The 25,040-nt window shown below is 62.8% G+C and carries 24 protein-coding genes; 12 read left to right on the top strand and 12 right to left on the bottom strand.

What is annotated here, in order from left to right; translation table 11 throughout:
* Nucleotides 1-109 precede the first annotated feature (109 nt).
* Genes hisB through hisF form a run of 4 tightly spaced genes read left to right on the top strand, consistent with a single transcriptional unit; the run spans nucleotide 110 to nucleotide 2,889 of the window.
* On the top strand, nucleotides 110-703 hold the full coding sequence (hisB, locus tag F474_RS19385) for an imidazoleglycerol-phosphate dehydratase HisB (protein ID WP_097088373.1): 594 nt from the start codon (nucleotides 110-112) through the stop codon (nucleotides 701-703).
* Nucleotides 703-1,341, top strand: coding sequence for an imidazole glycerol phosphate synthase subunit HisH (gene hisH, locus F474_RS19380; RefSeq protein ID WP_097088376.1), 639 nt, complete (start codon nucleotides 703-705; stop codon nucleotides 1,339-1,341). The genes hisB and hisH overlap by 1 nt, the downstream gene beginning before the upstream one ends.
* A gap of 15 nt (nucleotides 1,342-1,356) precedes the next feature.
* On the top strand, nucleotides 1,357-2,091 hold the full coding sequence (gene hisA, locus F474_RS19375) for a 1-(5-phosphoribosyl)-5-[(5-phosphoribosylamino)methylideneamino]imidazole-4-carboxamide isomerase (RefSeq protein WP_097088378.1): 735 nt from the start codon (nucleotides 1,357-1,359) through the stop codon (nucleotides 2,089-2,091).
* Nucleotides 2,092-2,118: 27 nt separating this feature from the next.
* A complete protein-coding gene (gene hisF, locus F474_RS19370; protein WP_097088380.1) occupies nucleotides 2,119-2,889 on the top strand; it encodes an imidazole glycerol phosphate synthase subunit HisF in 771 nt (256 codons plus the stop codon).
* A 101-nt stretch (nucleotides 2,890-2,990) separates the two neighbouring features.
* Here the strand turns inward: hisF and F474_RS19365 are convergent, their stop codons facing one another.
* The 4 genes from F474_RS19365 to gpmI form a co-directional block, all read right to left on the bottom strand.
* Nucleotides 2,991-3,761 carry a divergent polysaccharide deacetylase family protein gene (locus F474_RS19365; protein WP_097088382.1) on the bottom strand — a complete coding sequence of 257 codons (771 nt, stop codon included), beginning with the start codon at nucleotides 3,759-3,761 and terminating at the stop codon, nucleotides 2,991-2,993.
* A 1-nt stretch (nucleotide 3,762) separates the two neighbouring features.
* Complete coding sequence (locus F474_RS19360; protein WP_097088383.1) at nucleotides 3,763-5,109, bottom strand: S41 family peptidase; 1,347 nt, start codon at nucleotides 5,107-5,109, stop codon at nucleotides 3,763-3,765.
* Between the two features lie 37 nt (nucleotides 5,110-5,146).
* A complete protein-coding gene (locus tag F474_RS19355) occupies nucleotides 5,147-6,451 on the bottom strand; it encodes a murein hydrolase activator EnvC (protein WP_097088385.1) in 1,305 nt (434 codons plus the stop codon).
* Between the two features lie 101 nt (nucleotides 6,452-6,552).
* Nucleotides 6,553-8,088, bottom strand: coding sequence for a 2,3-bisphosphoglycerate-independent phosphoglycerate mutase (gpmI, locus tag F474_RS19350; RefSeq protein ID WP_097088485.1), 1,536 nt, complete (start codon nucleotides 8,086-8,088; stop codon nucleotides 6,553-6,555).
* Nucleotides 8,089-8,286: 198 nt separating this feature from the next.
* Here gpmI and F474_RS19345 point away from each other — a divergent pair, with 198 nt between their 5' ends.
* Genes F474_RS19345 through secB form a run of 3 tightly spaced genes read left to right on the top strand, consistent with a single transcriptional unit; the run spans nucleotide 8,287 to nucleotide 9,459 of the window.
* A complete protein-coding gene (locus tag F474_RS19345; protein ID WP_097088387.1) occupies nucleotides 8,287-8,700 on the top strand; it encodes a rhodanese-like domain-containing protein in 414 nt (137 codons plus the stop codon).
* 1 nt (nucleotide 8,701) lies between these two features.
* Nucleotides 8,702-8,956, top strand: a complete 255-nt coding sequence (gene grxC / locus F474_RS19340; protein ID WP_097088390.1) for a glutaredoxin 3 — start codon at nucleotides 8,702-8,704, stop codon at nucleotides 8,954-8,956.
* Between the two features lie 32 nt (nucleotides 8,957-8,988).
* A complete protein-coding gene (gene secB / locus F474_RS19335; protein ID WP_097088392.1) occupies nucleotides 8,989-9,459 on the top strand; it encodes a protein-export chaperone SecB in 471 nt (156 codons plus the stop codon).
* Nucleotides 9,460-9,469: 10 nt separating this feature from the next.
* Here secB and trmL read toward each other — a convergent pair whose 3' ends face one another.
* Nucleotides 9,470-9,925 carry a tRNA (uridine(34)/cytosine(34)/5-carboxymethylaminomethyluridine(34)-2'-O)-methyltransferase TrmL gene (gene trmL, locus F474_RS19330; protein WP_097088394.1) on the bottom strand — a complete coding sequence of 152 codons (456 nt, stop codon included), beginning with the start codon at nucleotides 9,923-9,925 and terminating at the stop codon, nucleotides 9,470-9,472.
* Here trmL and F474_RS19325 point away from each other — a divergent pair.
* Nucleotides 9,924-10,367: a hypothetical protein gene (locus F474_RS19325; RefSeq protein ID WP_097088396.1), complete on the top strand. Its 444-nt coding sequence runs from the start codon at nucleotides 9,924-9,926 to the stop codon at nucleotides 10,365-10,367. The two genes, trmL and F474_RS19325, sit on opposite strands and share 2 nt — an antisense overlap.
* A gap of 550 nt (nucleotides 10,368-10,917) precedes the next feature.
* Here F474_RS19325 and ntrC read toward each other — a convergent pair.
* The 6 genes from ntrC to glnA form a co-directional block, all read right to left on the bottom strand.
* Nucleotides 10,918-12,354 carry a nitrogen regulation protein NR(I) gene (ntrC, locus tag F474_RS19320; protein ID WP_097088398.1) on the bottom strand — a complete coding sequence of 479 codons (1,437 nt, stop codon included), beginning with the start codon at nucleotides 12,352-12,354 and terminating at the stop codon, nucleotides 10,918-10,920.
* Nucleotides 12,351-13,436: a nitrogen regulation protein NR(II) gene (gene glnL, locus F474_RS19315; protein WP_097088400.1), complete on the bottom strand. Its 1,086-nt coding sequence runs from the start codon at nucleotides 13,434-13,436 to the stop codon at nucleotides 12,351-12,353. The genes ntrC and glnL overlap by 4 nt, the downstream gene beginning before the upstream one ends.
* Before the next feature lie 237 nt (nucleotides 13,437-13,673).
* Complete coding sequence (locus F474_RS19310) at nucleotides 13,674-14,276, bottom strand: DUF4124 domain-containing protein (RefSeq protein ID WP_176510736.1); 603 nt, start codon at nucleotides 14,274-14,276, stop codon at nucleotides 13,674-13,676.
* The gene (locus tag F474_RS19305) at nucleotides 14,276-14,791 is read right to left on the bottom strand and encodes a DUF4124 domain-containing protein (protein ID WP_097088404.1); all 516 of its coding nucleotides are present in this window, start codon (nucleotides 14,789-14,791) and stop codon (nucleotides 14,276-14,278) included. The genes F474_RS19310 and F474_RS19305 overlap by 1 nt, the downstream gene beginning before the upstream one ends.
* 61 nt (nucleotides 14,792-14,852) lie before the next feature.
* A complete protein-coding gene (locus tag F474_RS19300; RefSeq protein WP_097088406.1) occupies nucleotides 14,853-15,395 on the bottom strand; it encodes a chorismate mutase in 543 nt (180 codons plus the stop codon).
* A gap of 141 nt (nucleotides 15,396-15,536) precedes the next feature.
* Nucleotides 15,537-16,946, bottom strand: coding sequence for a glutamate--ammonia ligase (glnA, locus tag F474_RS19295; protein ID WP_097088408.1), 1,410 nt, complete (start codon nucleotides 16,944-16,946; stop codon nucleotides 15,537-15,539).
* Nucleotides 16,947-17,277: 331 nt separating this feature from the next.
* Between glnA and thiI the strand changes: the two genes are divergently transcribed.
* A complete protein-coding gene (thiI, locus tag F474_RS19290; protein WP_097088410.1) occupies nucleotides 17,278-18,732 on the top strand; it encodes a tRNA uracil 4-sulfurtransferase ThiI in 1,455 nt (484 codons plus the stop codon).
* 128 nt (nucleotides 18,733-18,860) lie between these two features.
* A complete protein-coding gene (gene typA, locus F474_RS19285) occupies nucleotides 18,861-20,672 on the top strand; it encodes a translational GTPase TypA (protein ID WP_097088412.1) in 1,812 nt (603 codons plus the stop codon).
* A gap of 79 nt (nucleotides 20,673-20,751) precedes the next feature.
* On the opposite strand, the gene F474_RS19280 is transcribed toward typA, so the two are convergent.
* Complete coding sequence (locus F474_RS19280; protein WP_097088413.1) at nucleotides 20,752-21,153, bottom strand: YkgJ family cysteine cluster protein; 402 nt, start codon at nucleotides 21,151-21,153, stop codon at nucleotides 20,752-20,754.
* Nucleotides 21,154-21,334: 181 nt separating this feature from the next.
* Here F474_RS19280 and F474_RS19275 point away from each other — a divergent pair, with 181 nt between their 5' ends.
* Nucleotides 21,335-23,770: a glycogen/starch/alpha-glucan phosphorylase gene (locus tag F474_RS19275; protein WP_097088414.1), complete on the top strand. Its 2,436-nt coding sequence runs from the start codon at nucleotides 21,335-21,337 to the stop codon at nucleotides 23,768-23,770.
* Nucleotides 23,771-23,948: 178 nt separating this feature from the next.
* The gene (locus F474_RS19270) at nucleotides 23,949-24,956 is read left to right on the top strand and encodes a class 1 fructose-bisphosphatase (protein ID WP_097088416.1); all 1,008 of its coding nucleotides are present in this window, start codon (nucleotides 23,949-23,951) and stop codon (nucleotides 24,954-24,956) included.
* Nucleotides 24,957-25,040: the final 84 nt, after the last annotated feature.

The following is a 25,040-nucleotide window of genomic DNA, read 5'->3' as shown; positions in this document are numbered from 1 at the left end:
GCCTTTCCCCGACGCGCAGCCCTGCGCGTCGGGGAAATCCTGCTGCATGCAGGCCTCTCACGCCGTATACTGCCCGCCTTTTCGCCCTTGATTCTTTGCGGAGCTGGTGATGGCCGAACGTAAGGCGTTCGTCGAGCGCAACACCCTGGAAACCCAGATCAAAGCCTCGATCAACCTGGATGGCACTGGTAAGGCCCGGTTCGATATCGGTGTGCCTTTTCTTGAGCACATGCTCGACCAGATCGCCCGCCACGGGCTGATCGACCTCGACATCGAGTGCAAGGGCGACCTTGCCATCGATGACCACCACACCGTCGAAGACGTCGGTATCACGCTGGGCAAGGCGTTCGCCCAGGCGGTCGGCGACAAGAAGGGCATCCGCCGCTATGGCCATGCCTACGTGCCGCTCGACGAAGCGCTCTCGCGCGTGGTGATCGATTTCTCCGGCCGCCCCGGGTTGCAGATGCACGTGCCGTACACCCGCGCCGTGGTGGGGCGCTTCGACGTCGACCTGTTCCAGGAATTCTTCCAGGGTTTCGTCAACCACGCCCAGGTCACCCTGCACATCGACAACCTGCGTGGCATCAACACCCACCATCAGATCGAAACCGTGTTCAAGGCCTTTGGCCGTGCCCTGCGCATGGCTGTGGAAGTCGATGAGCGCATGGCCGGGCAGATGCCCTCCACCAAAGGCGTGCTGTGATGCAAACGGTAGCGGTGATCGACTACGGCATGGGCAACCTGCACTCGGTGGCCAAGGCGCTGGAGCACGTGGGCGCGGGCAAGGTGCTGGTCACCAGCGACGCTGCGGTGATCCGCGAGGCTGACCGCGTGGTGTTCCCCGGTGTGGGCGCGATTCGCGACTGCATGGCCGAGATCCGCCGGCTGGGCTTCGATGCGCTGGTGCGCGAGGTCAGCCAGGATCGCCCGTTCCTGGGCATCTGCGTCGGCATGCAGGCGCTGCTGGACCACAGCGAGGAGAACGACGGTGTCGACTGCATCGGCCTGTTCCCTGGCAAGGTGCGCTTCTTCGGCAAGGGCCTGCATGAGGACGGCGAGCACTTGAAAGTGCCGCACATGGGCTGGAACGAGGTTTCCCTGGCGGTCGACCACCCGCTGTGGCACAGCATTCCCGACCGTGCCCGTTTCTATTTCGTGCACAGCTACTACATCGAGGCCGCCAAGGCCGGCCAGGTCGTCGGCCGTGGCCACTACGGCCTCGACTTCGCCGCCGCGCTGGCCGACGGCTCGCGCTTCGCCGTGCAGTTCCACCCCGAGAAAAGCCACACCCATGGCCTGCAACTGTTGCAGAACTTCATCGCTTGGGATGGCCGCTGGTAATCCAAAGGAATTCTTATGCTGATCATCCCCGCAATCGACCTCAAAGACGGTGCCTGCGTGCGCCTGCGCCAAGGCCGCATGGAAGACTCCACGGTGTTTTCCGATGACCCTGTGAGCATGGCCGCCAAGTGGGTCGACGCCGGCTGCCGCCGCCTGCACCTGGTTGACCTCAATGGCGCGTTCGAGGGCCAGCCGGTCAACGGCGAAGTGGTCACCGCCATTGCCCAGCGCTACCCGAACCTGCCGATCCAGATCGGCGGCGGCATCCGGTCGCTGGAGACCATCGAGCACTACGTACGTGCGGGCGTCAGCTACGTGATCATCGGCACCAAGGCGGTCAAGCAGCCCGAGTTCGTGACCGAAGCCTGCAAGGCGTTCCCCGGCAAGGTGATCGTCGGCCTGGACGCCAAAGACGGCTTCGTCGCCACCGACGGTTGGGCCGAGGTCAGCAGCGTGCAGGTGATCGACCTGGCGCGCCGCTTCGAAGCCGATGGCGTCTCGGCGATCGTCTACACCGACATCGCCAAGGACGGCATGATGCAGGGCTGCAACGTGCCCTTCACCAAGGCGCTGGCCGAAGCGACCCGCATTCCGGTGATCGCCTCCGGCGGCATCCACAACCTGGGCGACATCGAAACACTGCTCAAGGCCAACACCCCGGGCATCATCGGCGCCATCACCGGCCGCGCGATCTACGAGGGTACCCTCGACGTCGCCGAGGCTCAGGCGTTCTGCGATAACTACGCGTAACCGGTAACCGCCCCGGAGGCTTGCAGCATGGCTTTAGCGAAGCGAATCATTCCTTGCCTGGACGTGGACAACGGCCGGGTCGTCAAGGGCGTGAAGTTCGAGAACATCCGCGATGCCGGTGACCCGGTCGAGATCGCGCGCCGCTACGACGAGCAGGGCGCCGACGAAATCACCTTCCTGGACATCACCGCCAGCGTCGATGGCCGCGACACCACGCTCCACACCGTCGAGCGCATGGCCAGCCAGGTGTTCATCCCGCTTACCGTGGGCGGCGGCGTACGTACCGTGCAGGATATCCGCAACCTGCTCAATGCCGGGGCCGACAAGGTCTCGATCAACACCGCTGCCGTGTTCAACCCCGAGTTCGTCGGCGAGGCGGCTGCCCGCTTCGGCTCGCAGTGCATCGTTGTCGCCATCGACGCGAAAAAGGTGTCCGGGCCAGGCGAAACCCCACGCTGGGAGATCTTCACCCACGGCGGGCGCAAGCCCACCGGGTTGGACGCCGTGGAGTGGGCGAAAAAAATGGAAGGCCTGGGCGCCGGTGAAATCCTGCTCACCAGCATGGACCAGGACGGCATGAAGAGCGGCTTCGACCTGGGCGTCACCCGGGCCATCAGCGACGCACTGGGCATCCCGGTGATCGCCTCGGGCGGCGTGGGCAACCTGCAGCACCTGGCCGACGGCGTGATCGAAGGCCACGCGAGCGCGGTGCTGGCGGCAAGCATCTTCCATTTTGGCGAGTACACCGTGCCGGAGGCCAAGGCCTACATGGCCGCGCGCGGCATCGTGGTTCGCTGAGGGGGCTTGTTTGCGTCGCGCGGCAAGCCGCCCTCCCACGGGGAATGCGGCCAAGGGGTGTTTATCAAGTGGGAGGGCGGCTCGCCGCGCGACGAGGCGCTCTAATGGTAAACCCCATCCTTCCCATGCCCGGCCATCGCCCGGTTACCGCGCTCGGCAATCAGTTGCCGGATCGGAATCCACTCAACGCCCGCCGCCTTCAGCCCCGGTAGCTCACGCTCCAGCACATCCAGCGTCACCGGGTAGGGGTGGCCGATCATCACCGCAGAGCCCTGCTTTTTCGCAAGCCGGATGGCCGCCTGCAGTTGGCCGCTGATGGCTTCGGGTGTGCGGGTGTCGTCCAGAAAAACATCCCGCGAGGCGCTGGCCAGGTCGATCGCCTGGGCCTTTGCCGCAGCGACGGTCTTGGCGCTGGTGCGGCTATCGATGAAGAACAACCCCCGCTGCTGGAGCGTTTGCATCAGCATGGCCATGGCCTCGGGCTGGGCGGTCATGCGGCTGCCTTCATGGTTGTTGATGCCGGCGGCGTAGGGCACGGCCTTGAGCGCGGCGGCAAGCCGGTCAGAGAGTTCGGCCATGGGGAGGTCAGGCCGCCACGCGAAGGGCCCGCCGGCGGGGTCCATCGGCATGTGAAGCATCACCGTTTTACCCGCCTTGTGGGCTTCACGGGCGAACTCGGCCGCGTGGGGTGTGTCTGGCATCACCGCCAGCGTCACTGGCCCCGGCAACGCCAAAGCACGGCGATCACGGGGCAGGTTCTGCCCCAGGTCGTCGATGATCAGCGCGATGTAGGCATGCTTGGGCGGCTCATCGGCATGGGCGGCGCCTGGCAGCAGCAACGCTGCCAGGGCCAGCAGGCAGGCACGCAACATCTCAGTTGCTGCCGCGCGTTACCTTCAGGCCCTTGAGCAACGACAGGGCCTGGCTGAGTTGGAAGTCGTCGTCCTGTGGGCGAGCCTTTTTGCTGCTGCCGGGCACGGCCTGGCGAGTCGGGCGGTCAGCACCGCCGTTCCCGTTGCCCAGGTGGCCCTGCAAGTCGGCTTCCTTGAAGTTTTCGCTGTCGCTTTCGGCGGTGACCTTGGCCTGGCGCACTTCGACGTCAGGGGTAATGCCCTGGGCCTGGATGGAGCGGCCGTTAGGGGTGAAATACAACGCCGTGGTGAGCTTCAGGGCCCGGTCGTTGGTGAGCGGGAGCACGGTTTGCACCGACCCTTTGCCGAAGCTGTCGGTGCCCATCAAGATGGCGCGCTTCTGGTCCTGCAGGGCGCCGGCAACGATTTCGGACGCCGAGGCGCTGCCGCCGTTGATCAGCACCACCAGCGGCACGCCTTCGCTCTGGTCGACCGGGTCGGCATTGAAGCGCAGCTCGGAGTTGGGCAGGCGCCCCTTGGTGTAGACGATCAGCCCGGAGGTCAGGAAGTTGTCGGCGGTTTGCACCGCCGCCTGCAGCACGCCGCCCGGGTTGTTGCGCAGGTCCATCACCAAACCATTGAGCTTCTTGTTGCCGTTCTGCTTTTTCAGTTGAGCCAGGGCCTTGGCCACTTCGTCGCCGGTCTTGACCTGGAACTGAGTGATGCGCAGGTAGCCGTAGCCGTCCTCGAGCAACTGGGCCTTGACGCTCTTGACCTGAATGATCGCGCGGGCCAGGGTCACGTCGAACGGCGTTCCGCCGTCGCGAACCAGCGTCAGGGTGATTTTTTCGCCGACCTTGCCGCGCATGCGGTCCACGGCTTCGTTCATGCTGGCCCCACGCGTGGGCTGGCCGTTGATCTTCACGATCAGGTCGCCGGCCTGGATGCCGGCGCGGCTGGCCGGGGTGTCGTCGATGGGCGAGACCACCTTGACGAAGCCGTCTTCAACGCCCACCTCGATGCCTAGGCCGCCGAATTCACCGCTGGTGCTTTCCTGCAACTCGGCGAACTCTTCGGGGCCCAGGTAGGCCGAGTGCGGGTCAAGGTTGCTGAGCATGCCCTTGATGGCGTTTTCCAGCAGGGTCTTGTCATCCACGGGCTCGACATATGCGGCCTTGATGCGGTCCATCACCTCGGCGAAGGTGCGCAGCTCATCGAGCGGCAGTGGGTCTTTGGTGGTGACGGTAGCCGCCGGCGCGGTTGCTGCAGCAGGCTTGGCAGGCGCTGGCTCGGCCGCGCGGGCCAGGGGCGCGCCAGCCACAAGGGCGATGGTGAAGGCCAGCGAGGTAAGGCGGGGCAAATGCAGCATGTCGAACGAACTCCTGATCCGATTTACCGGTGCCGCGTCAGCCGCGGCACCACTGTGCAGGGTCGGTCGCCCGACCTTGCTGGCGAATTGCGAAATACAGCGCTGGCGTGTCTTGCCCACCACTCGTGCCTACCGTGGACAGCGCCTCGCCAGCCTTGACCACGTCGCCGGCATGCTTGAGCAGCGTCTGGTTGTGCCCATACAGGGTCAGGTAGCCGTCACCATGGTCGAGAATGACCAGAAGCCCGGCGCCCCGCAACCAATCCGCGAATACCACGCGCCCGCCGTGCACTGCCCGAACGGTAGCACCGGCAGGCGCGGCGATCATTACCCCGTCCCATTTGGTGCGTTCGTCCGAGCCACGTGTGTCGCCGAAACGCGCCAACAATCGACCATCGACAGGCCACGGAAGTTTTCCACGAGCGGCACTGAATGCGCCGCCGAAGTTCTCGCCTGCGCTGGAGACCATCTGCCCAGGGCTGCGCCGCGGGCGGGCAGGGGCATCGTCGTCGTCGTCCTTGGGTGGCGGGCGTTGTGCTGCGGCGGCTTGCGCGGCGGCCTCACGGCGCTTGCGCTCTGCTTCCTGCTGGGCAAGCAAAGCACGCTGGCGAGCTTCTTCGGCCTCCTTGGCGATACGTTCTTCGATCGCCTTGAGTACCTGGTTCAGCTCGGCCTGGTCTTGCTGGCGAGCCTGCAGCCTGCTGTCGCCGGCCTTGTACTGGTCGTTGAGCTTGGCCAGCGCCTCGCGGCGCTGCTGGCGAACCTTGTCGAGTTCGGCGCGCTGTTCGGTCAGCTGGCTTTGCTGCACCAACTGCTGGGCCTGCTCCATGGAAATCTGCTTTTCCACGTCGGCCAGCTGCCGCAAGGTCTCGTTGAAGCTACGCAGCTGCTGCAGCCGAGCCTTGCTCATGTAGTCGTAGTAGGTGAGGGTCCGGGCGAACTTCTCTGGGTTCTGTTGGTTGAGCAGAAGCTTGAGGTATTCCTGGCGGCCGCCCTGGTAGGCGGCCCGGGCCTGGATGGCGATCAGTTGCTGCTGTTCAGTGCGCGCGCTCTGGAGTTTTTTTTTCTCACTGTCGAGGCGTTGCAGCTCGCTGTCGCTCTTTTTTAGTTCGTTTTGCAGGGCCTCCACCTGCTTTTCCAGCTTGCCCATTTCGGTTTCAGTGGCGCTCAGGTCTTTTTGCACACCGCTGCGCTCTTGCTGGATCTGGCCCAGCGTTTTCTTGAGGTCGGCGATGTCCTGGCGGGTTTTTTCCAGTTGCTGCTGGGTCTGGGCGCGATCATCGTCGGCCATGGCCGGCAGAATCAGGCACGCCAGTGCGAAGGCGAGAAGGGTGCGAAGCATCGAGAGGAGGGCACCGTTAGTGGGGACCGGCCTAGTATGCCCGCCCCGTAAAAATGTTTCGAGATCAAACAAGGGCGGCACCGGCCGCCCCGTTCACTGCCTCAAGCGTCGGCCAGGATGCTGGTACCGGTCATTTCCTGCGGCTTGGCCAAGCCCATCAGGAACAGCATGGTCGGCGCGACGTCTGCCAGCACGCCGCCTTCGCGCACCCGCACATTGCGCTTGCCTACATAGATGAAAGGCACCGGCTCAGTCGTATGCGCGGTGTGCGCCTGGCCGGTGGTTTCGTCTTCCATCTTCTCGCAGTTGCCGTGGTCGGCGGTGATCAGCGCTTCGCCGCCCACTTTCTCAAGCGCCGCCGTGATGCGCCCTACGCAGGTGTCGAGGCACTCTACCGCCTTGACTGCCGCTGCCAGCACGCCGCTGTGGCCCACCATGTCGCCGTTGGCGTAGTTGACCACGATCACGTCGAAGCGCTGGTGCTCGATGGCATCGACGATCTTGTCGGTGACTTCCGGTGCACTCATCTCGGGTTGCAGGTCGTAGGTGGCAACCTTCGGCGAGGGGATCAGGATGCGCTCTTCGCCCTCGAAGGGTTCTTCGCGGCCGCCTGAGAAGAAGAACGTTACGTGGGCGTACTTCTCGGTTTCGGCGATGCGCAGCTGGGTTTTGCCATGCTTGGCCAGGTACTCGCCCAGCACGTTGTTCAGGCTGGTGGGGCCGAAGGCTGCGGGGGCAGGGATCTTCGCCGAGTATTGGGTCAGGCCCACGTAGGCGGCGAGCTTGGGCTGGCGTTTGCGAGGGAAGTCGGCAAAGCCGTCTTCGACGAACACCCGCGAGAGCTCGCGGGCGCGGTCGGCACGGAAGTTCATGAAGATCACCGAATCGCCGTCCTCGACCTGGACTGGCGAGCCAATGGCGGTGGCCTTGACGAACTCGTCGCTCTCGCCGCGGGCGTAGGCCGCTTCGAGACCTTCCACGGCGCTAGCGGCCTGGTACTGGGCGGTGCCGTCCACGATCAACTCATAGGCAGCGGCTACCCGGTCCCAGCGATTGTCGCGGTCCATGGCGAAGTAGCGGCCGATCAGGCTGGCGGTACGGCCCTTGCCAAGCTGGGCGAAGGTGGCGTCCATCAGCTCGAGCGAGGCCTGTGCGCTTTTGGGCGGTGTGTCGCGGCCGTCAAGGAAGGCGTGCAGGTAGAGTTTCTCGGCCCCACGCTCGGCAGCCAGTTTGGCCATGGCCACGATGTGGTCTTGATGGCTGTGCACACCGCCATCGGAGAGCAGGCCCATCAAGTGCACGGCCTTGCCGGCCTTGACGGCTTTATCTACCGCGCCCACCAGCAACTCGTTGCTGAAGAATTCGCCATCTCGGATGGCCTTGGTGACGCGGGTGAAGTCCTGATACACCACACGGCCGGCGCCCAGGTTCATGTGGCCGACCTCGGAGTTGCCCATCTGCCCATCGGGCAGGCCGACATCTTCGCCGGAGCCTGAGATCAGCCCGTTGGGCTGCTGGGCGATGAGGCGGTCGAGGTTGGGTTTCTTCGCGGAGTAAACGGCGTTGTTCTCGTGGTGCTCGCTGTGCCCGAATCCGTCCAGAATGATCAGGACCAGGGGCTTGGGCGTGGTAGTCATGGCGCTGGGCTCGCGGCTGTTGTCAGGGGAGGCTGGCATTTTAGGGTAAAACGCCTGCGGCTGACGAAAAAGGTTGGCTAGCCTGCCAATGACCGGCAAAGCCCGCGCCGGTTCCGTGAAACTGGCGCTGGGCGGGCTTTGGCCGGCCCTGCCGGGTGTGTATACTGGCCGCCATTTTAACGCCGTGGAACCCGCTTGATGGTCGCTCATCTGCTCGAATTCGCCACCAATCACTACCTGCTCGTCGGCCTGTTCGCCGTGCTGCTGGCCTTGCTGCTGGCCCATGAAATGAAAGGCGGTGGCCGCTCCATTGGCACCCGTGAACTTACCGCCTTGGTCAACGCCGACAAAGCGGTAGTCATCGACATCCGCGCCAAGAAGGATTTCGCCGGCGGTCACATCGTCGATGCGATCAACATCCCGCAAGACAAACTCACCGCGCGCATGGCCGAGCTCGAAAAGCACAAGGCCAAGACGTTGATCATCGTCGACGCCATGGGCCAGCAAGCCGGGGCCGTGTGCCGCGACCTGCTCAAGGCCGGCTTCAACGCCGTACGCCTGAGCGGTGGCATCTCCACCTGGCGGGGCGACAACCTGCCCGTGGTGAAGTGATATGGCACAGGTCATCGTCTACTCAAGCGACTGGTGCCCCTACTGCATGCGGGCCAAGGGCCTGCTGACCGGCAAAGGTGTCGATTTCCAGGAGATCAAGGTCGACGGCAAGCCTGCGCTGCGCGCCGAAATGGCCAGCAAGGCCGGGCGCACGTCGGTGCCCCAGATCTGGATCGATGATCGCCACGTCGGCGGTTGCGACGATCTTTATGCCCTGGAGCGCGCCGGCAAGCTCGACGCGCTGCTGGGCCTCTGATTAATCAAACTCACGCCAAGAAGGCCAATGCCATGAGCGAACAGAACAACGCCGCTGAAAACGAACCGCAATTCTCCCTCCAGCGCATCTATGTGCGTGACCTGTCGTTCGAAGCGCCCAAGAGCCCGGCGATCTTTCGCCAGGCATGGGAGCCGAGTGTTTCGCTGGACCTCAATACCCGCCAGAAGTCGCTGGAAAACGATTTCCACGAAGTCGTGCTCACGCTGTCGGTAACCGTTAAAAACGGTGACGAAGTCGCCTTTATCGCTGAAGTGCAACAGGCTGGCATCTTCCTGATCAAGAACCTTGATGCGCAGTCGATGAGCCACACCCTGGGTGCGTTCTGCCCCAACCTGCTGTTCCCCTATGCGCGTGAAACCCTCGACAGCCTGGTGGTGCGCGGGTCGTTCCCGGCGCTGATGCTGGCACCGGTGAACTTCGACGCGCTGTATGCGCAAGAGCTGCAGCGCCTGCAAGCTGCTGGCGAAGCGCCCCAGGCCTGAGCCTACGCGGTCATGCGAAGCCTTGCTGGCGCCAGGCTTCGTACACCGCCACCGCGACGGTATTGGACAGGTTCAGGCTACGGCTGCCGGCCCGCATCGGCAGGCGCAGCCGCTGCTCTGGCGGGTATTGTTCGCGGACTTCCTCTGGCAGGCCTCGGCTTTCAGGGCCGAACAGGAAGGCGTCTCCGGGCTTGAACGCCACGTCATGAAACGGCTGAGACCCCTTGGTGGTGAACGCGAACACCCGCGGGTTGCCCAAGGCTTGCAGGCATGCGCCAAGGCTGGCATGGCGCTGTAGCGGCGCGTATTCGTGGTAGTCCAGGCCCGCTCGGCGCAGGCGCTTGTCATCCAGCTCGAAGCCCAGTGGCTCGATCAGGTGCAGGTGGCAACCGCTGTTGGCGCACAGCCTGATGACGTTGCCAGTGTTCGGTGGGATTTCCGGTTGAAAAAGGATGACGTGAAACATGCACGGCTCCGAGCAAAAAGACGGCCGCCATTCTAACCCCGAAGCGTTGCCGCCACGCGCCTCTCTATGGCCTCGCTTTCTTCTATCGCTGGCGATTGTGGGCCTGATGCTGGGCTTGATGATCGGCCGCCTGACCGAAACGACGCCCAGTTCTCTCGACCGTATCGAGCTGCACCCAGGCCAGCTGGTGTTGTGGTTCAACCGCGAGCCTGGTGTACAGGCCGATGCCTTCGAAGGAGCCTTCGCCGTGCGCTTGCAGGCCCATGGCGCTGAGGCCTCAGGTGAAGTGCTAGTTGGCGGCCACCCGGCCAAATGGCGCGTTCGCCAGGCGGGCTCGCAGTTGCTGCTCAGCGTGATAGCCGCGCGGCACTTGCAAGGGGATTGGGTGGGAGAGAAGGTCGATGGCCGCTGGAGGCTGAGCATCAGCCTCCGGGAACTGTAATAAAGAAGGGGAGCACCCGGCCTGCCTGTACCAGGGTCCCCGAAGGGCTGAAGGGCGGCGGGGCCGCGGCCTTCGATGTAAAGAGGGGGTTCTCCGGCCTGCCTGTACCAAAGGCCCCCAAAAGCGTGTTGGGCTCGTGGCCTGCTGGCCAACGAGTCCCGGTCATAAAGTGGGGATTCCCCGGCCTGCCTGTACCAAGGTCCCCTAAACGGGTTGTGATTGGACTATTGCAGCGTGCGTGCCAATTTCCGGTTTGAATCCTGATATTTTTTCAACCTTTTGATTTAAAAGACTTTAATAATCCATTTTTTCTTGTGCGGGTTGGCCGCTTGCCGAAAAGCGCGTGCCAGCGGCCGGGGCAGGGGGTTGGTTGCGCATTGGTGCGGTGCAATGTGGTGCGCTTATGCACCGTGCTGAAACAAAATGACACGCATGAAAAAAACCGCCGAAGCGGGCTTTGCCAAATCAGTGACTCACTCGCCCAAACCGTGGGAGGGCGGCTGCGCCGCGCGACTTGCGGGCCTGGCGCAACCGGTCTGCCCCCGCTTGTTCAGCTGTCCTCCCCGTCCTCGTCATCCCCTCCGTCGACCTTCATCCCCAACTCCTTGATCTTGCGCGTCAGGGTATTGCGCCCCCAGCCCAGCAGCACGGCGGCGTCGCGGCGGCGGCCGGCGGTGTGCTTGAGCGCCGTTTCGATCATGATCCGCTCGAAGCTTGGCACGGCGCTGTCGAGCAGGCTCGACTGGCCGCGGGCCAAGGCCTGGTCGGCCCACTGGCGCAGCGCCTGCTCCCAGTTGGTGACCGGTGCCGAATCCTGCGGCACGCTGAGCAGCTCCGGTGGCAAGTCGCTTATGTGTACTTCGCGGCCGGAGGCCATGACCGTGATCCAGCGGCAGGTGTTCTCCAGCTGGCGCACATTGCCTGGCCAAGGCAGGTTCTTGAGGTATTCCTCGGTTTCGCTCTTGAGCAGCTTGGGCTCCACTGCCAGTTCCTGAGCCGCGCGGCCCAGGAAGTGCTTGGCCAGTGTGGGGATATCTTCGCGGCGGTCGGAGAGCCGTGGAATGTGGATGCGGATTACGTTCAGGCGGTGGAAGAGGTCTTCCCGGAACTTGCCTGCGTGCACCAGCCCTTCGAGGTTCTGGTGGGTGGCGGCGATGATGCGCACGTCTACCTTGACCGACGTGTGCCCGCCCACCCGATAGAATTCCCCATCGGCCAGTACGCGCAACAGGCGCGTCTGGGTTTCGGCGGGCATGTCGCCGATCTCGTCGAGAAACAGGGTGCCGCCGTCAGCCTGCTCGAAGCGGCCCCGTCGCAGGTTGGCCGCGCCAGTAAACGCGCCTTTCTCATGGCCGAACAGCTCTGACTCCATCAGGTCTTTCGGGATGGCCGCCATGTTCAGCGCAATGAACGGCGAGGCCGCACGAGGGCTGTGGCGGTGCAGGGCATGGGCGACCAGCTCTTTGCCGGTGCCGGACTCACCATTGATGAGCACGGTGATGTTGGAATGGCTCAGCCGGCCGATGGCGCGAAACACCTCCTGCATCGCCGGCGCTTCGCCGATGATCTCGGGCGTGCGAGTGAGGGTAGGGGTGGCTTCGAGGCCTTGTTGCTCTTGGGCGTGCTGGTTGGCGCGCTTGACGAGCGAAACGGCTTCGTCCACATCGAACGGCTTGGGCAGGTACTCGAAGGCGCCGCCTTGGTAAGAGGCCACCGCGCTGTCGAGGTCCGAGTGCGCTGTCATGATGATCACCGGCAGGCGCGGGTGCTGCTCGCGAATGCGAGCCAGCAGGTCCAGCCCGCTTGCGCCAGGCATGCGGATGTCGGAAATGATCACGTCCGGCTGTTGGCGGGCCAGCCGGCTCATCACCCCGTCAGCGCTGTCGAAGCTCTGGGTGGTCATACCCTCTTGTTGCAGGGCTTTTTCCAGTACCCAGCGGATGGAACGGTCGTCGTCGACGATCCAAACGGTTTCACTACGGCTCATGACGAGGTGGCTCCTTGTTCCAGCGGCAGGAAGATCGAGAAAACCGTGTGGCCAGGGTGGCTCTCACACTCGATCAGGCCTTGATGCTGGCTGATGATGTTCTGGGTAATGGCCAGCCCCAGCCCGGTGCCGTCCGGGCGGCCGCTGACCATAGGATAAAAAATGGTTTCCTGAAGTTCGGCCGGTATGCCAGGGCCGTTGTCGGTGATGTCGATCTTTGCCACCAGGCGATGGCGCACGTGGCCGATGGTGAACTGGCGCATGGCGCGGGTACGCAGCGTGATGCGCCCCAGCCGCAGTTCGTTCTGCCCGCTGATGGCCTGCATGGCGTTGCGCACGATATTGAGCACGGCCTGGATCATCTGCTCACGGTCGATCAGCACATCCGGAATGCTCGGGTCATAGTCGCGCACCAGCGTCACACCGCCCTGGGTCTCGGCATCGACCAGCTGGCAAACGCGCTCCAATACCTCATGGGCGTTGCACATGGCCAGCGACGGCAGCTTGTTCGAGCCCAGCATGCGGTCAACCAGGTTTCTCAGCCGGTCGGCTTCTTCGATGATGACGTTGGTGTAGTCCTTGAGCTGTTCTTCCGGCAGCTCGCGCGCCAGCAACTGGGCCGCGCCACGAATGCCCCCGAGTGGGTTCTTTATCTCGTGGGCCAGGCCGCGCACCAGCATCTTGGTGGTTTCCTGCTTTGACAGCTGCGCCTCTTCCTTCGTGATGCGCAAGAGGCGGTCGCGGGGCAACACCTCAAGCAGCAGCAGGGTCTGGCCCTGGTTGAGGATGGGCGTAACGGCATAGTCGACGGTGATGCTCTGGCCGGTCATGCCGGTGAGCACTGCCTCCCGTTTGGTGAACGGGTGAGCATGCTCGACGGCCTGTCGCAACGACACCAGTGCCTCTGGCGATTCAGTGAACAGCTCGCTGATGAACTGGCCATGGCTGCGCTGGCCACTGATGGCCAGCAGCATCTCCGCCGCCGGGTTCATGTACTCCAAACGCAGCTCGGCATTGAGCAGAATCGTTGCAGTGGTCAGGTTGTCCAGTAACAGCCGGTGCAGCGCGTCGCTGATGGTCATGTTGGGCGTGTGACCTCTTTTGGTACAGGGCAGCCGGGGTAAAAGCCGGTGCCGGTCCCGTTTTTGGGCGCGGGCAATCCGCTGGTGCACTGAAAATGCAAAATCCAAACCAAGGCTCTGAAAACAGGCAGGTTTATTGCGTCGTGCTGCAAACAGGGGCCTGTGCGTCGCTCCGAGGCACGCGCCGCGCGGCATTATGTGCCGAATCCGTGCATGGCTATGCGCTTTTTTGGTGCGTCAGTCGTCGGCGGGCTTCATCGACGTAGGGCATTCAGGGCGAAGCCCGTAATCACCCTTCTGGCACGGTTTCATCCGACGCTTCTGAGACAGCGAAATGCGCTGCATGAAGAACGTTTGCGAAGCGGTTTGCTCCACCACCCGGCCGTGGATATCGATGATCCGCACAGCCAGCCGGTGCTCGCCACGGTCAACGTTGGTGAGGGGAATGACCGGGCTGGTTCCGGGAGCGCCCACGGGGTTGTCGTCAAGGAGCAGCTCGAACAAGTCACCTGGCACCAGTGCTGGCTCGCTGGTCAGCGTGACTACTACCTCGCCGCCGGCATGGCTGACGGTGCCTTCTGGCGCGGGAGAGAGGATGCGCAGCAGGTCGTAATGAACGATGCGCGGGGGTTGGCGCCGGCCTGGGGGCTTCACCGGTGCTGGCGAAGCGGCCGATTTAGGCACCGAAATCGCCGGGGTGGTGGAAATCGAAACCGGCTTTGCGCCCGGACGTGGCTGGTCGGTGTAGGCACGGTTACCGTTGCTATCGGTGTAGGTGTACACCTGCGCCGTGGCGTTCGTGCACAGGCAAAGAAGGATAATGGCCAGCCCGACACGCATCAAAGATGAACCCGCTGGACGGTGAAGGTCACGGTTTCGCTTTGCTGCACCATGCTGTCGCCTGCCAGTACCCGCACTGCCAGGTTGTGTTCGCCGCGGTCGGCATTGACCACTTGCAGGCGTGGCACATTGCTCGGCTCGCCATATGGCTTGCCGTCGAGCACCAGTTGCAGCATGTGGCCGGGCAAGAGCTTGGGTGTGAGCGTAACACCTACGGTGAAGGTGCCGTTATTCGCCCTCAACGCCTCCTCACTGGGCAGGCCAGCCAGTGCCAGCACGCTGTAAGCCTGGGCGGAGGCAGCAGGCTGCACGGAGGAGGGTGGAGGTTCGGGTGCCGGCGCGGGGGTGCCGGGCGAGATGCTGTTGAGGGGCGGCAGGTTGACTTCCTTGGCCTTGCTGCCGCCGGGTGGCTGGTTCGTGTAGACCGTGTTGCCGTTGGCATCGGTGTATTTGTAGATCTGCGCCCAGCTCATCGGGGAGGCCAGCAACGCAATCAGCAGGGCGAGACAGCGCATGAAAAACACTCGTACGGTGGCCCGCCCATACGGCGGCCCTCGGTTGCCAGCATAGAACAGCTCAGCGTGTGGTTACACAGAGTTCTGCACTGGCGCGTATCAGGGCCAGATGTTCGCTGGGGGAGCCTGCCAGGGTATCGACGTGCTGAGCCACCCAGGCTGGGCATTGCGGTGCGTTACGCCAGGGCGCGAAGGCCGCCATGCCGGCAATGAGGCCCGCCTGCAGGGTGTCGAGCTGTGGCCGGATACCGGTGGCCAGGCTCTGGCGCGGCGTGGCGGGCGCTGCGCCTTTTCGTTGCCATTGGTGGAGCAAGTGATACTGCATCAGCTTGTTCGCCTCTATCTGGGCGGTGAAAAAACGTGCCACCCAATCGGCTGGCAACTGCGCCGCCGTACCTGCCTGCTTCGCAGCGGTGATCACCTGCCGCTCCCGCACGGGGTCGGCCACAGGGTTGTTGCTGTCCCACTTGCTCAGGGTCACCGGCTCGGCCAGTGCCAGCCGCTGCTGCATGTGCCCCAGCAGCACGCCGAGTGCGGCCGGCGGGGTGCTGGCCTGTGTGCTCGAAGCCACCGCCAGGGCAAGTAGCAGAAGTAGTGCGCGCATAGGGAAACGAAGCCTGATCAAAGCCGGGGCTGAACTCTACCCGGGCGCCGGATCATCAACGGGCCATCTCCCGGCGCGAAATCGAAACCAGAAATGAAAAAGGCCTCCCGAAGGAGGCCTTTTCAAAACGCTACGCGGGCATCAGACGCTGTAGTACAGGTCGTATTCCAGCGGGTGAACGAAGGTGCGGACCTTGATCTCTTCTTCGCTCTTCAGGGCGATGTAAGCGTCGATGAAGTCGTCGCTGAACACGCCGCCCTTGGTCAGGAATGCACGGCCAGCGTCGAGCGCTTCGAGTGCTTCCTTCAGGCTGCCGCATACCTGCGGGATTTCCTTGGCCTCTTCAGGCGGCAGGTCGTACAGGTTCTTGTCGGCGGCATCGCCTGGGTGGATCTTGTTCTGGATACCGTCCAGGCCGGCCATCAGCAGTGCAGCGAAGGCCAGGTAGGGGTTGGCAGCCGGGTCCGGGAAGCGTGCTTCGATGCGGCGAGCTTTGGGGCTCGACACATACGGGATGCGGATCGAGGCAGAGCGGTTGCGGGCCGAGTAAGCCAGCATTACCGGCGCTTCGAAGCCAGGCACCAGGCGCTTGTAGGAGTTGGTCGACGGGTTGGTGAAGCCGTTGAGGGCCTTACCGTGCTTGATGATGCCGCCGATGAAGTACAGAGCGGTGTCGGAGAGGCCGGCATAGCCTTCGCCAGCGAAGGTGTTCTTGCCTTCCTTGGAGATCGACATGTGCACGTGCATGCCCGAACCGTTGTCGCCATACAGAGGCTTGGGCATGAAGGTTGCGGTTTTGCCATAGGCATCGGCAACGTTATGCACAACGTACTTAAGGGTCTGGGTTTCGTCGGCCTTCTTCACCAGGGTGTTGAATTTGACGCCGATTTCGTTCTGGCCGGCAGTCGCCACTTCGTGGTGGTGAACTTCAACGGTCAGGCCCATTTCTTCCAGGGCGTTACACATGGCTGTGCGGATTTCGTGGTCATGGTCGACCGGCGGAACCGGGAAATAGCCGCCTTTCACGCCCGGGCGGTGGCCCAGGTTGTTGCCACCTTCGATGTCGCCATCGGTCATCCACGAGCCTTGATCGGAGAAGATCTTGAACATGGAACCGGAGATGTCGGACTTGAATTTCACGCCGTCGAAAATGAAGAACTCAGGCTCGGGGCCGACGAACACGGTGTCGCCGATGCCGGTGGACTTGAGGTATTCCTCGGCACGGTGGGCGATGGCGCGCGGGTCGCGATCGTAACCCTGCATGGTCGAGGGCTCGATGATGTCGCACACCAGAATGATGGTCGGCTCTTCGGTAAACGGGTCCAGAACGGCGGTTTCGTCATCCGGCATCAGGATCATGTCGGAGGCTTCGATGCCTTTCCAGCCAGCGATCGACGAACCGTCGAACATCTTGCCGCTTTCGAAGAATTCGTCGTCCAGCGCATCACGGGCCGGCATGGTGACGTGCTGTTGTTTGCCTTTGGTATCGGTGAAACGCAGATCAATCCACTTGACGTCATGATCTTTGATGAGTTGAACCGTCTTCGACATGTTGTCCTCCGGGTGATCAGGGCCAGGCTGAGTGTGGCCCTGAGATTGGGATGATGGCCGGCGACCAATAGTCGACTGCGGCAACCTGCCTCACAAGGGAGCAATTTGCATGCCAGTGCCCAAAGTTGGGCCGGGGCCGCGAAATGTCTGTTTTCGCGAGGCTTTGGCTCAATAATGGCTGATCGGCGTGTTCGCTGTTGGTGCGTTGCAACTTTGATTCGCACCTTTTTGGTGCTTTGGCGGCTTGCTCATAATAGTTGGTCAAAGGTTGAACAATTTCCGCTATAATGCCGCCCCTTTTTTCCACCAGGCCCATCGCCCACGCGGTTTCATGAAACTCATTGTAAAAGTCTTCCCAGAAATCACCATCAAGAGCCGGCCGGTGCGCAAGCGCTTCATCCGCCAGCTCGCCAAGAACATCCGCGTGGTGGCCCGTGACCTGGACCCAGACCTCGCGGTGGTTGGCGTATGGGACAACCTGGAAGTCAACACGCAGCTCCAATGCGAGAAGGCGCGCCGCGAGTTGGTCGAGCGCCTGCGCTGCACGCCAGGTATCGCGCATTTTCTGCAAGTCGATGAGTACCCCTTGGGCGACTTCGATGACATCGTCGAGAAGTGCAAGGCGCATTTCGGCCACCTGCTGCCCGGCAAGATTTTCGCCGTGCGCTGCAAGCGCGGCGGGCACCACAGCTTCAGCTCCATGGACGTCGACCGCTACGTCGGCAGCCAGCTGCGCCAGCTGTGCGGCGCCGCGGGTATCGACCTCAAGCGCCCGCAGGTCGAAGTGCGCATCGAGATTCGCGACCAGCGCCTGTTCGTGGTGCACAACCAGCACCAAGGCATCGGCGGGTACCCGCTCGGGGCGCTCGAGCAAACGCTGGTGCTGATGTCCGGGGGCTTCGACTCTACCGTTGCGGCCTACCAGATGATGCGCCGCGGCCTGATGACCCACTTCTGCTTCTTCAACCTCGGTGGGCGCGCCCACGAGTTGGGCGTGATGGAAGTGGCCCATTACCTGTGGAAGAAATACGGCAGCTCGCACCGAGTGCTCTTCATCAGCGTGCCGTTCGAAGAAGTGGTCGGCGAGATCCTCGCCCAGGTCGATGACAGCCAGATGGGCGTGATCCTCAAGCGCATGATGCTGCGGGCGGCCACCCGCCTGGCTGACCGGCTCGAAATCGATGCGCTGGTGACCGGTGAGGCGATCTCCCAGGTGTCCAGCCAAACGCTGACCAACCTGTCGATCATCGACTCGGCTACCCCGCGCCTGGTGCTTCGCCCCCTGCTGGCCACCCACAAGCAAGACATCATCGACACCGCCACGGCCATTGGCACCGCCGACTTCGCCAAGCACATGCCCGAATACTGCGGCGTGATCTCGGTGAACCCGACCACCGCCGCGCGCGGCTACCGCATCGAGCGTGAAGAAGCACGCTTCGACATGCAGGTGCTCGAGCGCGCCCTGGAGCGCGCCAAGCTGGTGTCGATCGACAACGTGATCGACGAGCTGGGCAAGGCCGTCGATGTGGAGGAAGTCACCGAGGCGCTGCCGGGCCAGGTGGTGGTGGACATCCGCCATCCCGACGCCCAGGACGACGCGCCCCTGGAACTGGCAGGCATCGAGGTCAAGGCTGTGCCTTTCTATGCGCTGAACAGCCGCTTCAAAGACCTGGACGCCAACCGTCAATACCTTCTGTACTGCGACAAAGGTGTCATGAGCCGCCTGCATGCTCATCACCTGCTCAGCGAGGGGCACGCCAATGTGCGCGTTTATCGTCCGGCATAAGGTGCCGGGCCTGAACGGCGGCAGCATTCGGCACCGCCCTCCCGACGCCTGAACTGCCCGCTGCACCCGTTCATTCGGCCTGGCGCACTGGCGCCGGCCTTACGCATTCATCGATCGAGATACGCCCTGTGAGAGACAATCTTCGCAACATCGCCATCATCGCCCACGTTGACCACGGTAAAACCACCCTGGTCGACAAGCTCCTGAAGCTGTCGGGCACCCTGGACCGCAAAGAAGCCGAAGGCGAGCGGGTGATGGACTCCAACGACCAGGAGCGCGAGCGCGGTATTACCATCCTGGCGAAAAACACCGCCCTGAAATGGAACGGCTACGACATCAACATCGTCGACACCCCCGGCCACGCCGACTTCGGCGGTGAAGTAGAGCGTGTGATGTCGATGGTCGACTCGGTGCTGCTGGTGGTCGATGCCCAAGACGGCCCGATGCCACAAACCCGCTTCGTGACCCAGAAGGCGTTCAAGGCCGGCCTGCGCCCGATCGTCGTGGTCAACAAGATCGACCGCCCGGGCGCTCGCCCTGACTGGGTCATTGACCAGATTTTCGACCTGTTCGACAACCTCGGCGCCACCGACGAGCAGCTGGATTTCCCGATCGTCTACGCCAGCGCCATCAACGGCATCGCCGGTAATGATCCGGAAAGCATGGCCGACAACATGGACCCGCTGTTCGAAGCCATCATCAAGCATGTGCCGGTTCCGACCGTCGATGCCGAAGGCCCGTTCCAGATGCAGATCTCGCAGCTGGACTACAACAGCTTCCTGGGTGTGATCGGCATCGGCCGCATCGCCCGTGGCCGCATCAAGCAGAACACCCCCGTGGTGGCCATCGACGACAACGGCAACAAGCGTACCGGCCGCGTGCTGAAAATCATGGGCCACCACGGCCTGCAGCGCATGGAAGTCCAGGAAGCCGAAGCCGGTGACATCATCTGCGTTAGCGGCATGGACGAGCTGTTCATTTCCGAGACCCTGTGCGACCCGCAGAACGTCGAGGCGCTGCCGCCGCTGACCGTCGACCAGCCGACCGTGAGCATGACCTTCCAGGTCAACGACTCGCCGTTCGCCGGTAAAGAAGGCAAGTTCGTTACCAGCCGCAACATCAAGGACCGCCTGGATAAAGAGCTGCTGCACAACGTGGCCCTGCGCGTGGAGCAAGGCGACTCGCCCGAGAAGTTCAAGGTTTCCGGCCGTGGTGAGCTGCACCTCTCGGTACTGATCGAGAACATGCGCCGCGAAGGCTTCGAGATGGCCGTGGGCCGCCCTGAAGTGGTGATCATCGAGAAAGACGGCGAGAAGCAAGAGCCGTACGAAAACGTCACCATCGACGTCGAAGAGCAGCACCAGGGCCCTGTGATGGAGCAGATGGGCCTGCGCAAGGGTGAGCTGACCAACATGGTCCCGGACGGCAAAGGCCGCCTGCGCCTGGAGTACGTCATTCCGGCTCGTGGCCTGATCGGCTTCCGTAACGCCTTCCTGACCATGACCTCCGGTACTGGCATCCTGACCAGCACCTTCGAAAAATACGGCCCGATCAAAGGCGGCGCCGTAGGCCACCGCCAGAACGGCGTGCTGGTTTCGATGGCTGCCGGCACTGCGCTGACCTACTCGCTGGAAACCCTGCAGGACCGCGGCAAGCTGTTCCTCTCGCCAGGCGACGAGGTGTATGAAGGCATGCTGGCCGGCATCAACTCGCGCGACAACGACCTGGTGATCAACCCCACCAAGGGCAAGAAGCTCGACAACATGCGCGCTTCGGGCAAGGACGAAACCATCCAGCTGACCCCTGCCATCAAGTTCACCCTTGAGCAGGCGCTGGAATTCATCGATGACGACGAGCTGGTTGAAGTCACGCCGAAGTCGATCCGCCTGCGCAAGAAGCTGCTGAACGAGAACGAGCGCAAGCGCGCTTCGAAGGCCTAAGAGCCTTGGAGTCGCGAGCTTCCAGCTACAAGTTGCTTTGTAGCTGAGAGCCTGTAGCTTGTAGCGTCAAAACCGGCCCCTAGCGGGCCGGTTTTGGTTTATAGGCACAGTACCCCGGCCGCGGCCCGATCTTCGGGTGGTTGCGGCAGGTGTCGGGGCGTCGGTCGTAGATGGTGCACAGGCGGCTCTTGCGGTCCAGGTACAGGCAGTCGTCGTTACTCATGCGCACCAGGGTGAAAACCCCGCTCTTCTGGTTGAAACGCTCTACAATCCCTTCTTTTTGCAGGCGCTTGGCCACGTTCTTCGGTGGCTCGTCCTTGTCGAATTCATCGACCACACCGATGCGGATCAGGTCCTTGATGCGCACCTCCACTGGCAACGTGCAGCAGCTGGACATGCAGCTTCCACACATATGGCTGGCGTATTTCTGCCAGGTTTCCAGGCGGTCGAGTTCGGCAGCGGCAATCAGGGTCGGTCTCATGGCATTCACGCAAGGTTCAACGAAGGCGCGCGATGATACGCGCGTGGCTGGTCAATAAATAGCCAATCGGCAGGTTTTTTGCTTTCTTGCGATCAAATGTACTCGAACCCGGCAGGCCGCCTTCGGTCAGACGGTCTAGTCTGAACTCATTCGCCTTTTCTTCTAGTGCCGAGGACGCCTCATGTCTCAGGAACCCCGCAAAGTTAACGTCGATGTGAACGATTTTCGTGATGCTGTACTCGCCAAACTGACCTACGCGGTGGGCAAGGACCCGGAGCACGCTTTCGAGCACGACTGGTTTCAGGCCATTGCCCTGGCAGCACGCGACCAGATGGTCGATCACTGGATGGATCACACGCGGCAGATCTACCGCAGCCAGCAGAAGCGGGTTTATTACCTCTCGCTGGAATTCCTGATCGGCCGCCTGCTCACCGACAGCTTGAGCAACATGGGCTTGTTGGAGGTTGCTCGCCAGGCGCTCGACAGCCTCGGAGTGGATTTCGACAAGATCAAGGTACTCGAGCCCGATGCAGCGCTGGGCAATGGCGGCCTTGGGCGCCTGGCGGCCTGCTTCATGGAGAGCATGTCGACGCTGGGCGTGGCCGCCCACGGCTACGGCATTCGTTACGAGCACGGCCTGTTCCGCCAGGCGGTAATCGACGGCTGGCAGCAAGAGCAGACCGAAACCTGGCTGGATTTCGGGAACCCATGGGAGTTCGAGCGCCCAGAGGTGATCTACCCGATCAGCTTCGGTGGTCACGTTGAGGCCAGCCGCCTTGGCCGCCAGGTGTGGGTGCCGAGCGAAACCGTGCGCGCCGTCGCATACGACACCCCCGTGGTGGGCTGGCGCGGCAAGAGTGTGAACACCCTTCGCCTGTGGCGCGCGCGGGCCATGGAAGATCTGCACCTTGAGCGCTTCAACGCCGGTGACCACCTGGGCGCGATCGCCGACGTGGCCCGTGCCGAGAGCATTTCGCGGGTGCTGTACCCGGCCGACAGCACCGAGGCCGGCCAGGAGCTGCGCCTGCGCCAGGAATACTTCTTCGTCTCCGCCTCGCTGCAAGACCTGCTGCGTCGGCACATCAACATGCACAACACGGTGACCAACCTGGGTGAGCATGTGGCCATCCAGATGAACGACACCCATCCGTCCATCGCGGTGGCCGAGCTGATGCGCCTGCTGGTGGACATCCACGAGCTGCCCTGGGCGCAGGCCTGGAAGGTGACGGTGGAAACCCTGAGCTACACCAACCACACCCTGCTGCCCGAAGCCCTGGAAACCTGGCCGGTAGGGCTGATGGAGCGCATGCTGCCGCGCCACATGCAGATCATCTACCTGATCAACGCCGAGCACATCGACGGCCTGCGCGCCAAGGAGATGCACGATTTCGACCTGCTTCGCTCGGTGTCGCTGATCGACGAAACCAATGGCCGCCGTGTGCGCATGGGCAACCTGGCATTCCTCGGATCGCACAGCATCAACGGTGTCTCCGCGCTGCACACCGACCTGATGCGCAGTACCGTGTTCGCTGACTTCAACCGCCTGTACCCCGACCGCATCAACAACAAGACCAACGGCATTACCTTCCGCCGCTGGCTGTACCAATCCAACCCCAAGCTGACGTCCATGCTGGTCGACAAATTGGGCGAAAGCGTGCTCGACCATCCGGAAACCGAGCTCAAGGGGTTGGACCAATTCGCCGACGACGCGACCTTTCAGCGCCGCTTTGCCGACCAGCGCCTGCATAACAAGGAATTGCTCGCGCAGATCATCCAGGAACGCCTGGGCGTGACGGTCGACCCGAAAGCGTTGTTCGATGTGCAGGTCAAGCGCATCCACGAGTACAAGCGCCAGTTGCTCAACCTGCTCCACACCGTGGCGCTGTACCAGGCCATCCGTGCCACGCCCGAGAAACCCTGGGCACCGCGGGTAAAGATCTTCGCCGGCAAGGCGGCGGCCAGCTACCACCAGGCCAAGCTGATCATCAAACTGGCCAACGACATCGCCCGCACCGTGAACAACGACCCTACCGTGCGCGGCCTGCTCAAGGTGGTGTTCCTGCCTAATTACAACGTCAGCCTGGCTGAGCGCATCATCCCGGCGGCCGACCTGTCCGAGCAGATTTCCACGGCAGGTTATGAGGCCTCGGGCACCAGTAACATGAAATTCGGCCTCAACGGCGCATTGACCATCGGCACCTTGGACGGCGCCAATGTCGAGATGGCCGACCACGTGGGCGAGGAGCACATGTTCATCTTCGGCCTGAAGGCCGACGACGTTGAGGCGCGCAAGCATCATGGCGATTTCAGTGCCCATGGTGAGGTTGCCGCTTCGCACCGGCTCAACGATGTGCTGCAGGCCATTCGCGGAGGCACCTTCTCCCCGGATGACCCCTCGCGCTACGCCGGCCTGGTCGAAGGGCTGCTCAATTACGACCGCTTCTTGCTGTGCGCGGACTTCGAATCGTACTGGGCGGCGCAGATGCGGGTGGAGGAGCTGTGGCGCCAGCCCAAGCAATGGTGGCGTTCAGCAATTTACAACACCGCCCGCATGGGCTGGTTCTCCTCCGACCGCACCATCGGTGAATACGCCAAGGACATCTGGAAAGCGCTCTAGCAGCGCGCCAGGCAGGCGAAAGCGGCAAGCGGCCAGCCGTCAGTGGGCAGGCTTGCTTACAGCTTTCGACTGATGGCTGGAAGCCAATGGCAACTTCCGCCTTCGCGGAGGGTCTGAAGCGCTGCGCTGGTGTACACTGCGCGGGTTTTAACATCCCCCTCGAAGCCGGAGTTCCTCCATGTCTCGCGTTACCCTCAGTCGCTATCTGATCGAGCAGACTCGCAGCAACAACACCCCTGCTGATCTGCGCTTCCTTATCGAAGTGGTTGCGCGTGCCTGTAAGGAAATCAGCCACGCTGTATCCAAGGGCGCCCTGGGTGGCGTGCTAGGCAGCATGGGCACTGAAAACGTTCAGGGCGAAGTACAGAAGAAGCTCGACGTGCTTTCCAACGAGATTCTGCTCGAGGCCAACGAGTGGGGTGGCCACCTGGCCGGCATGGCTTCCGAAGAAATGGACAACGCCTACCAGATCCCCGGCAAATACCCCAAGGGTGCCTACCTGCTGGTGTTCGACCCGCTCGACGGCTCCTCCAACATCGATGTCAACGTGTCGGTAGGCACCATTTTCTCCGTGCTGCGCTGCCCTGAGGGTTACCTCAGCCAGAACGACAGCCTCGATGAAAAGGCGTTCCTGCAGCCAGGTACCAAGCAGGTAGCCGCCGGCTACGCGATCTATGGCCCGCAGACCATGCTGATCCTCACCCTGGGCGATGGCGTGAAGGGCTTCACTCTGGACCGCGAAATGGGCAGCTTCGTGCTCACCCACGAAAACATCCAGATCCCCGAAAGCACCGCCGAATTCGCGATCAACATGTCCAACCAGCGCCACTGGGAAGCTCCGGTCAAGCGCTATGTCGACGAGTTGCTCGAAGGCAAGGAAGGCCCGCTGGGCAAGAACTACAACATGCGCTGGATCGCCTCGATGGTGGCCGACGTGCACCGCATCCTGACCCGCGGTGGCCTGTTCATGTACCCACGCGATGCGCGCGAACCTTCCAAACCCGGCAAGCTGCGGCTGATGTACGAAGCCAACCCGATGTCGTTCATTGTCGAGCAGGCGGGCGGCATGTCCACCGACGGGCGCCAGCGAATTCTCGACATTCAGCCTGAAGGGCTGCATCAGCGGGTTGCGGTCTTCCTCGGGTCGAAAGAGGAAGTCGAGCGGATTACCGGCTACCACCAGTAACACCAGCGCCGAGCGTCGCCCGGCTAGCCGCCCTCCTCAAGGTGAGCGGCGTGGCCGGGCGCGTTGCAGCGGGCGCCGGCGAGC

Source organism: Pseudomonas sp. URIL14HWK12:I12, assembly GCF_003097135.1.
Taxonomy (GTDB): Bacteria; Pseudomonadota; Gammaproteobacteria; order Pseudomonadales; family Pseudomonadaceae; genus Aquipseudomonas.
The sequence above is the reverse complement of the archived record's forward strand: the minus strand, read 5'-3'. Positions and strand labels throughout refer to the sequence as shown.

Coding starts and splice junctions, on each gene's coding strand:
- trmL (WP_097088394.1), bottom strand. CDS start 9,925: ATGTTTCACGTCATCCTTTTTCAACCGGAAATCCCACCGAACACTGGC.
- secB (WP_097088392.1), top strand. CDS start 8,989: ATGAGCGAACAGAACAACGCCGCTGAAAACGAACCGCAATTCTCCCTC.
- grxC (WP_097088390.1), top strand. CDS start 8,702: ATGGCACAGGTCATCGTCTACTCAAGCGACTGGTGCCCCTACTGCATG.
- hisF (WP_097088380.1), top strand. CDS start 2,119: ATGGCTTTAGCGAAGCGAATCATTCCTTGCCTGGACGTGGACAACGGC.
- F474_RS19365 (WP_097088382.1), bottom strand. CDS start 3,761: ATGTTGCGTGCCTGCCTGCTGGCCCTGGCAGCGTTGCTGCTGCCAGGC.
- F474_RS19305 (WP_097088404.1), bottom strand. CDS start 14,791: ATGCGCTGTCTCGCCCTGCTGATTGCGTTGCTGGCCTCCCCGATGAGC.
- F474_RS19345 (WP_097088387.1), top strand. CDS start 8,287: ATGGTCGCTCATCTGCTCGAATTCGCCACCAATCACTACCTGCTCGTC.
- F474_RS19270 (WP_097088416.1), top strand. CDS start 23,949: ATGTCTCGCGTTACCCTCAGTCGCTATCTGATCGAGCAGACTCGCAGC.
- F474_RS19310 (WP_176510736.1), bottom strand. CDS start 14,276: ATGCGTGTCGGGCTGGCCATTATCCTTCTTTGCCTGTGCACGAACGCC.
- F474_RS19275 (WP_097088414.1), top strand. CDS start 21,335: ATGTCTCAGGAACCCCGCAAAGTTAACGTCGATGTGAACGATTTTCGT.
- glnA (WP_097088408.1), bottom strand. CDS start 16,946: ATGTCGAAGACGGTTCAACTCATCAAAGATCATGACGTCAAGTGGATT.
- hisB (WP_097088373.1), top strand. CDS start 110: ATGGCCGAACGTAAGGCGTTCGTCGAGCGCAACACCCTGGAAACCCAG.
- thiI (WP_097088410.1), top strand. CDS start 17,278: ATGAAACTCATTGTAAAAGTCTTCCCAGAAATCACCATCAAGAGCCGG.
- ntrC (WP_097088398.1), bottom strand. CDS start 12,354: ATGAGCCGTAGTGAAACCGTTTGGATCGTCGACGACGACCGTTCCATC.
- hisA (WP_097088378.1), top strand. CDS start 1,357: ATGCTGATCATCCCCGCAATCGACCTCAAAGACGGTGCCTGCGTGCGC.
- F474_RS19360 (WP_097088383.1), bottom strand. CDS start 5,109: ATGCTGCATTTGCCCCGCCTTACCTCGCTGGCCTTCACCATCGCCCTT.
- gpmI (WP_097088485.1), bottom strand. CDS start 8,088: ATGACTACCACGCCCAAGCCCCTGGTCCTGATCATTCTGGACGGATTC.
- F474_RS19280 (WP_097088413.1), bottom strand. CDS start 21,153: ATGAGACCGACCCTGATTGCCGCTGCCGAACTCGACCGCCTGGAAACC.
- hisH (WP_097088376.1), top strand. CDS start 703: ATGCAAACGGTAGCGGTGATCGACTACGGCATGGGCAACCTGCACTCG.
- F474_RS19300 (WP_097088406.1), bottom strand. CDS start 15,395: ATGCGCGCACTACTTCTGCTACTTGCCCTGGCGGTGGCTTCGAGCACA.
- F474_RS19325 (WP_097088396.1), top strand. CDS start 9,924: ATGCACGGCTCCGAGCAAAAAGACGGCCGCCATTCTAACCCCGAAGCG.
- F474_RS19355 (WP_097088385.1), bottom strand. CDS start 6,451: ATGCTTCGCACCCTTCTCGCCTTCGCACTGGCGTGCCTGATTCTGCCG.
- glnL (WP_097088400.1), bottom strand. CDS start 13,436: ATGACCATCAGCGACGCGCTGCACCGGCTGTTACTGGACAACCTGACC.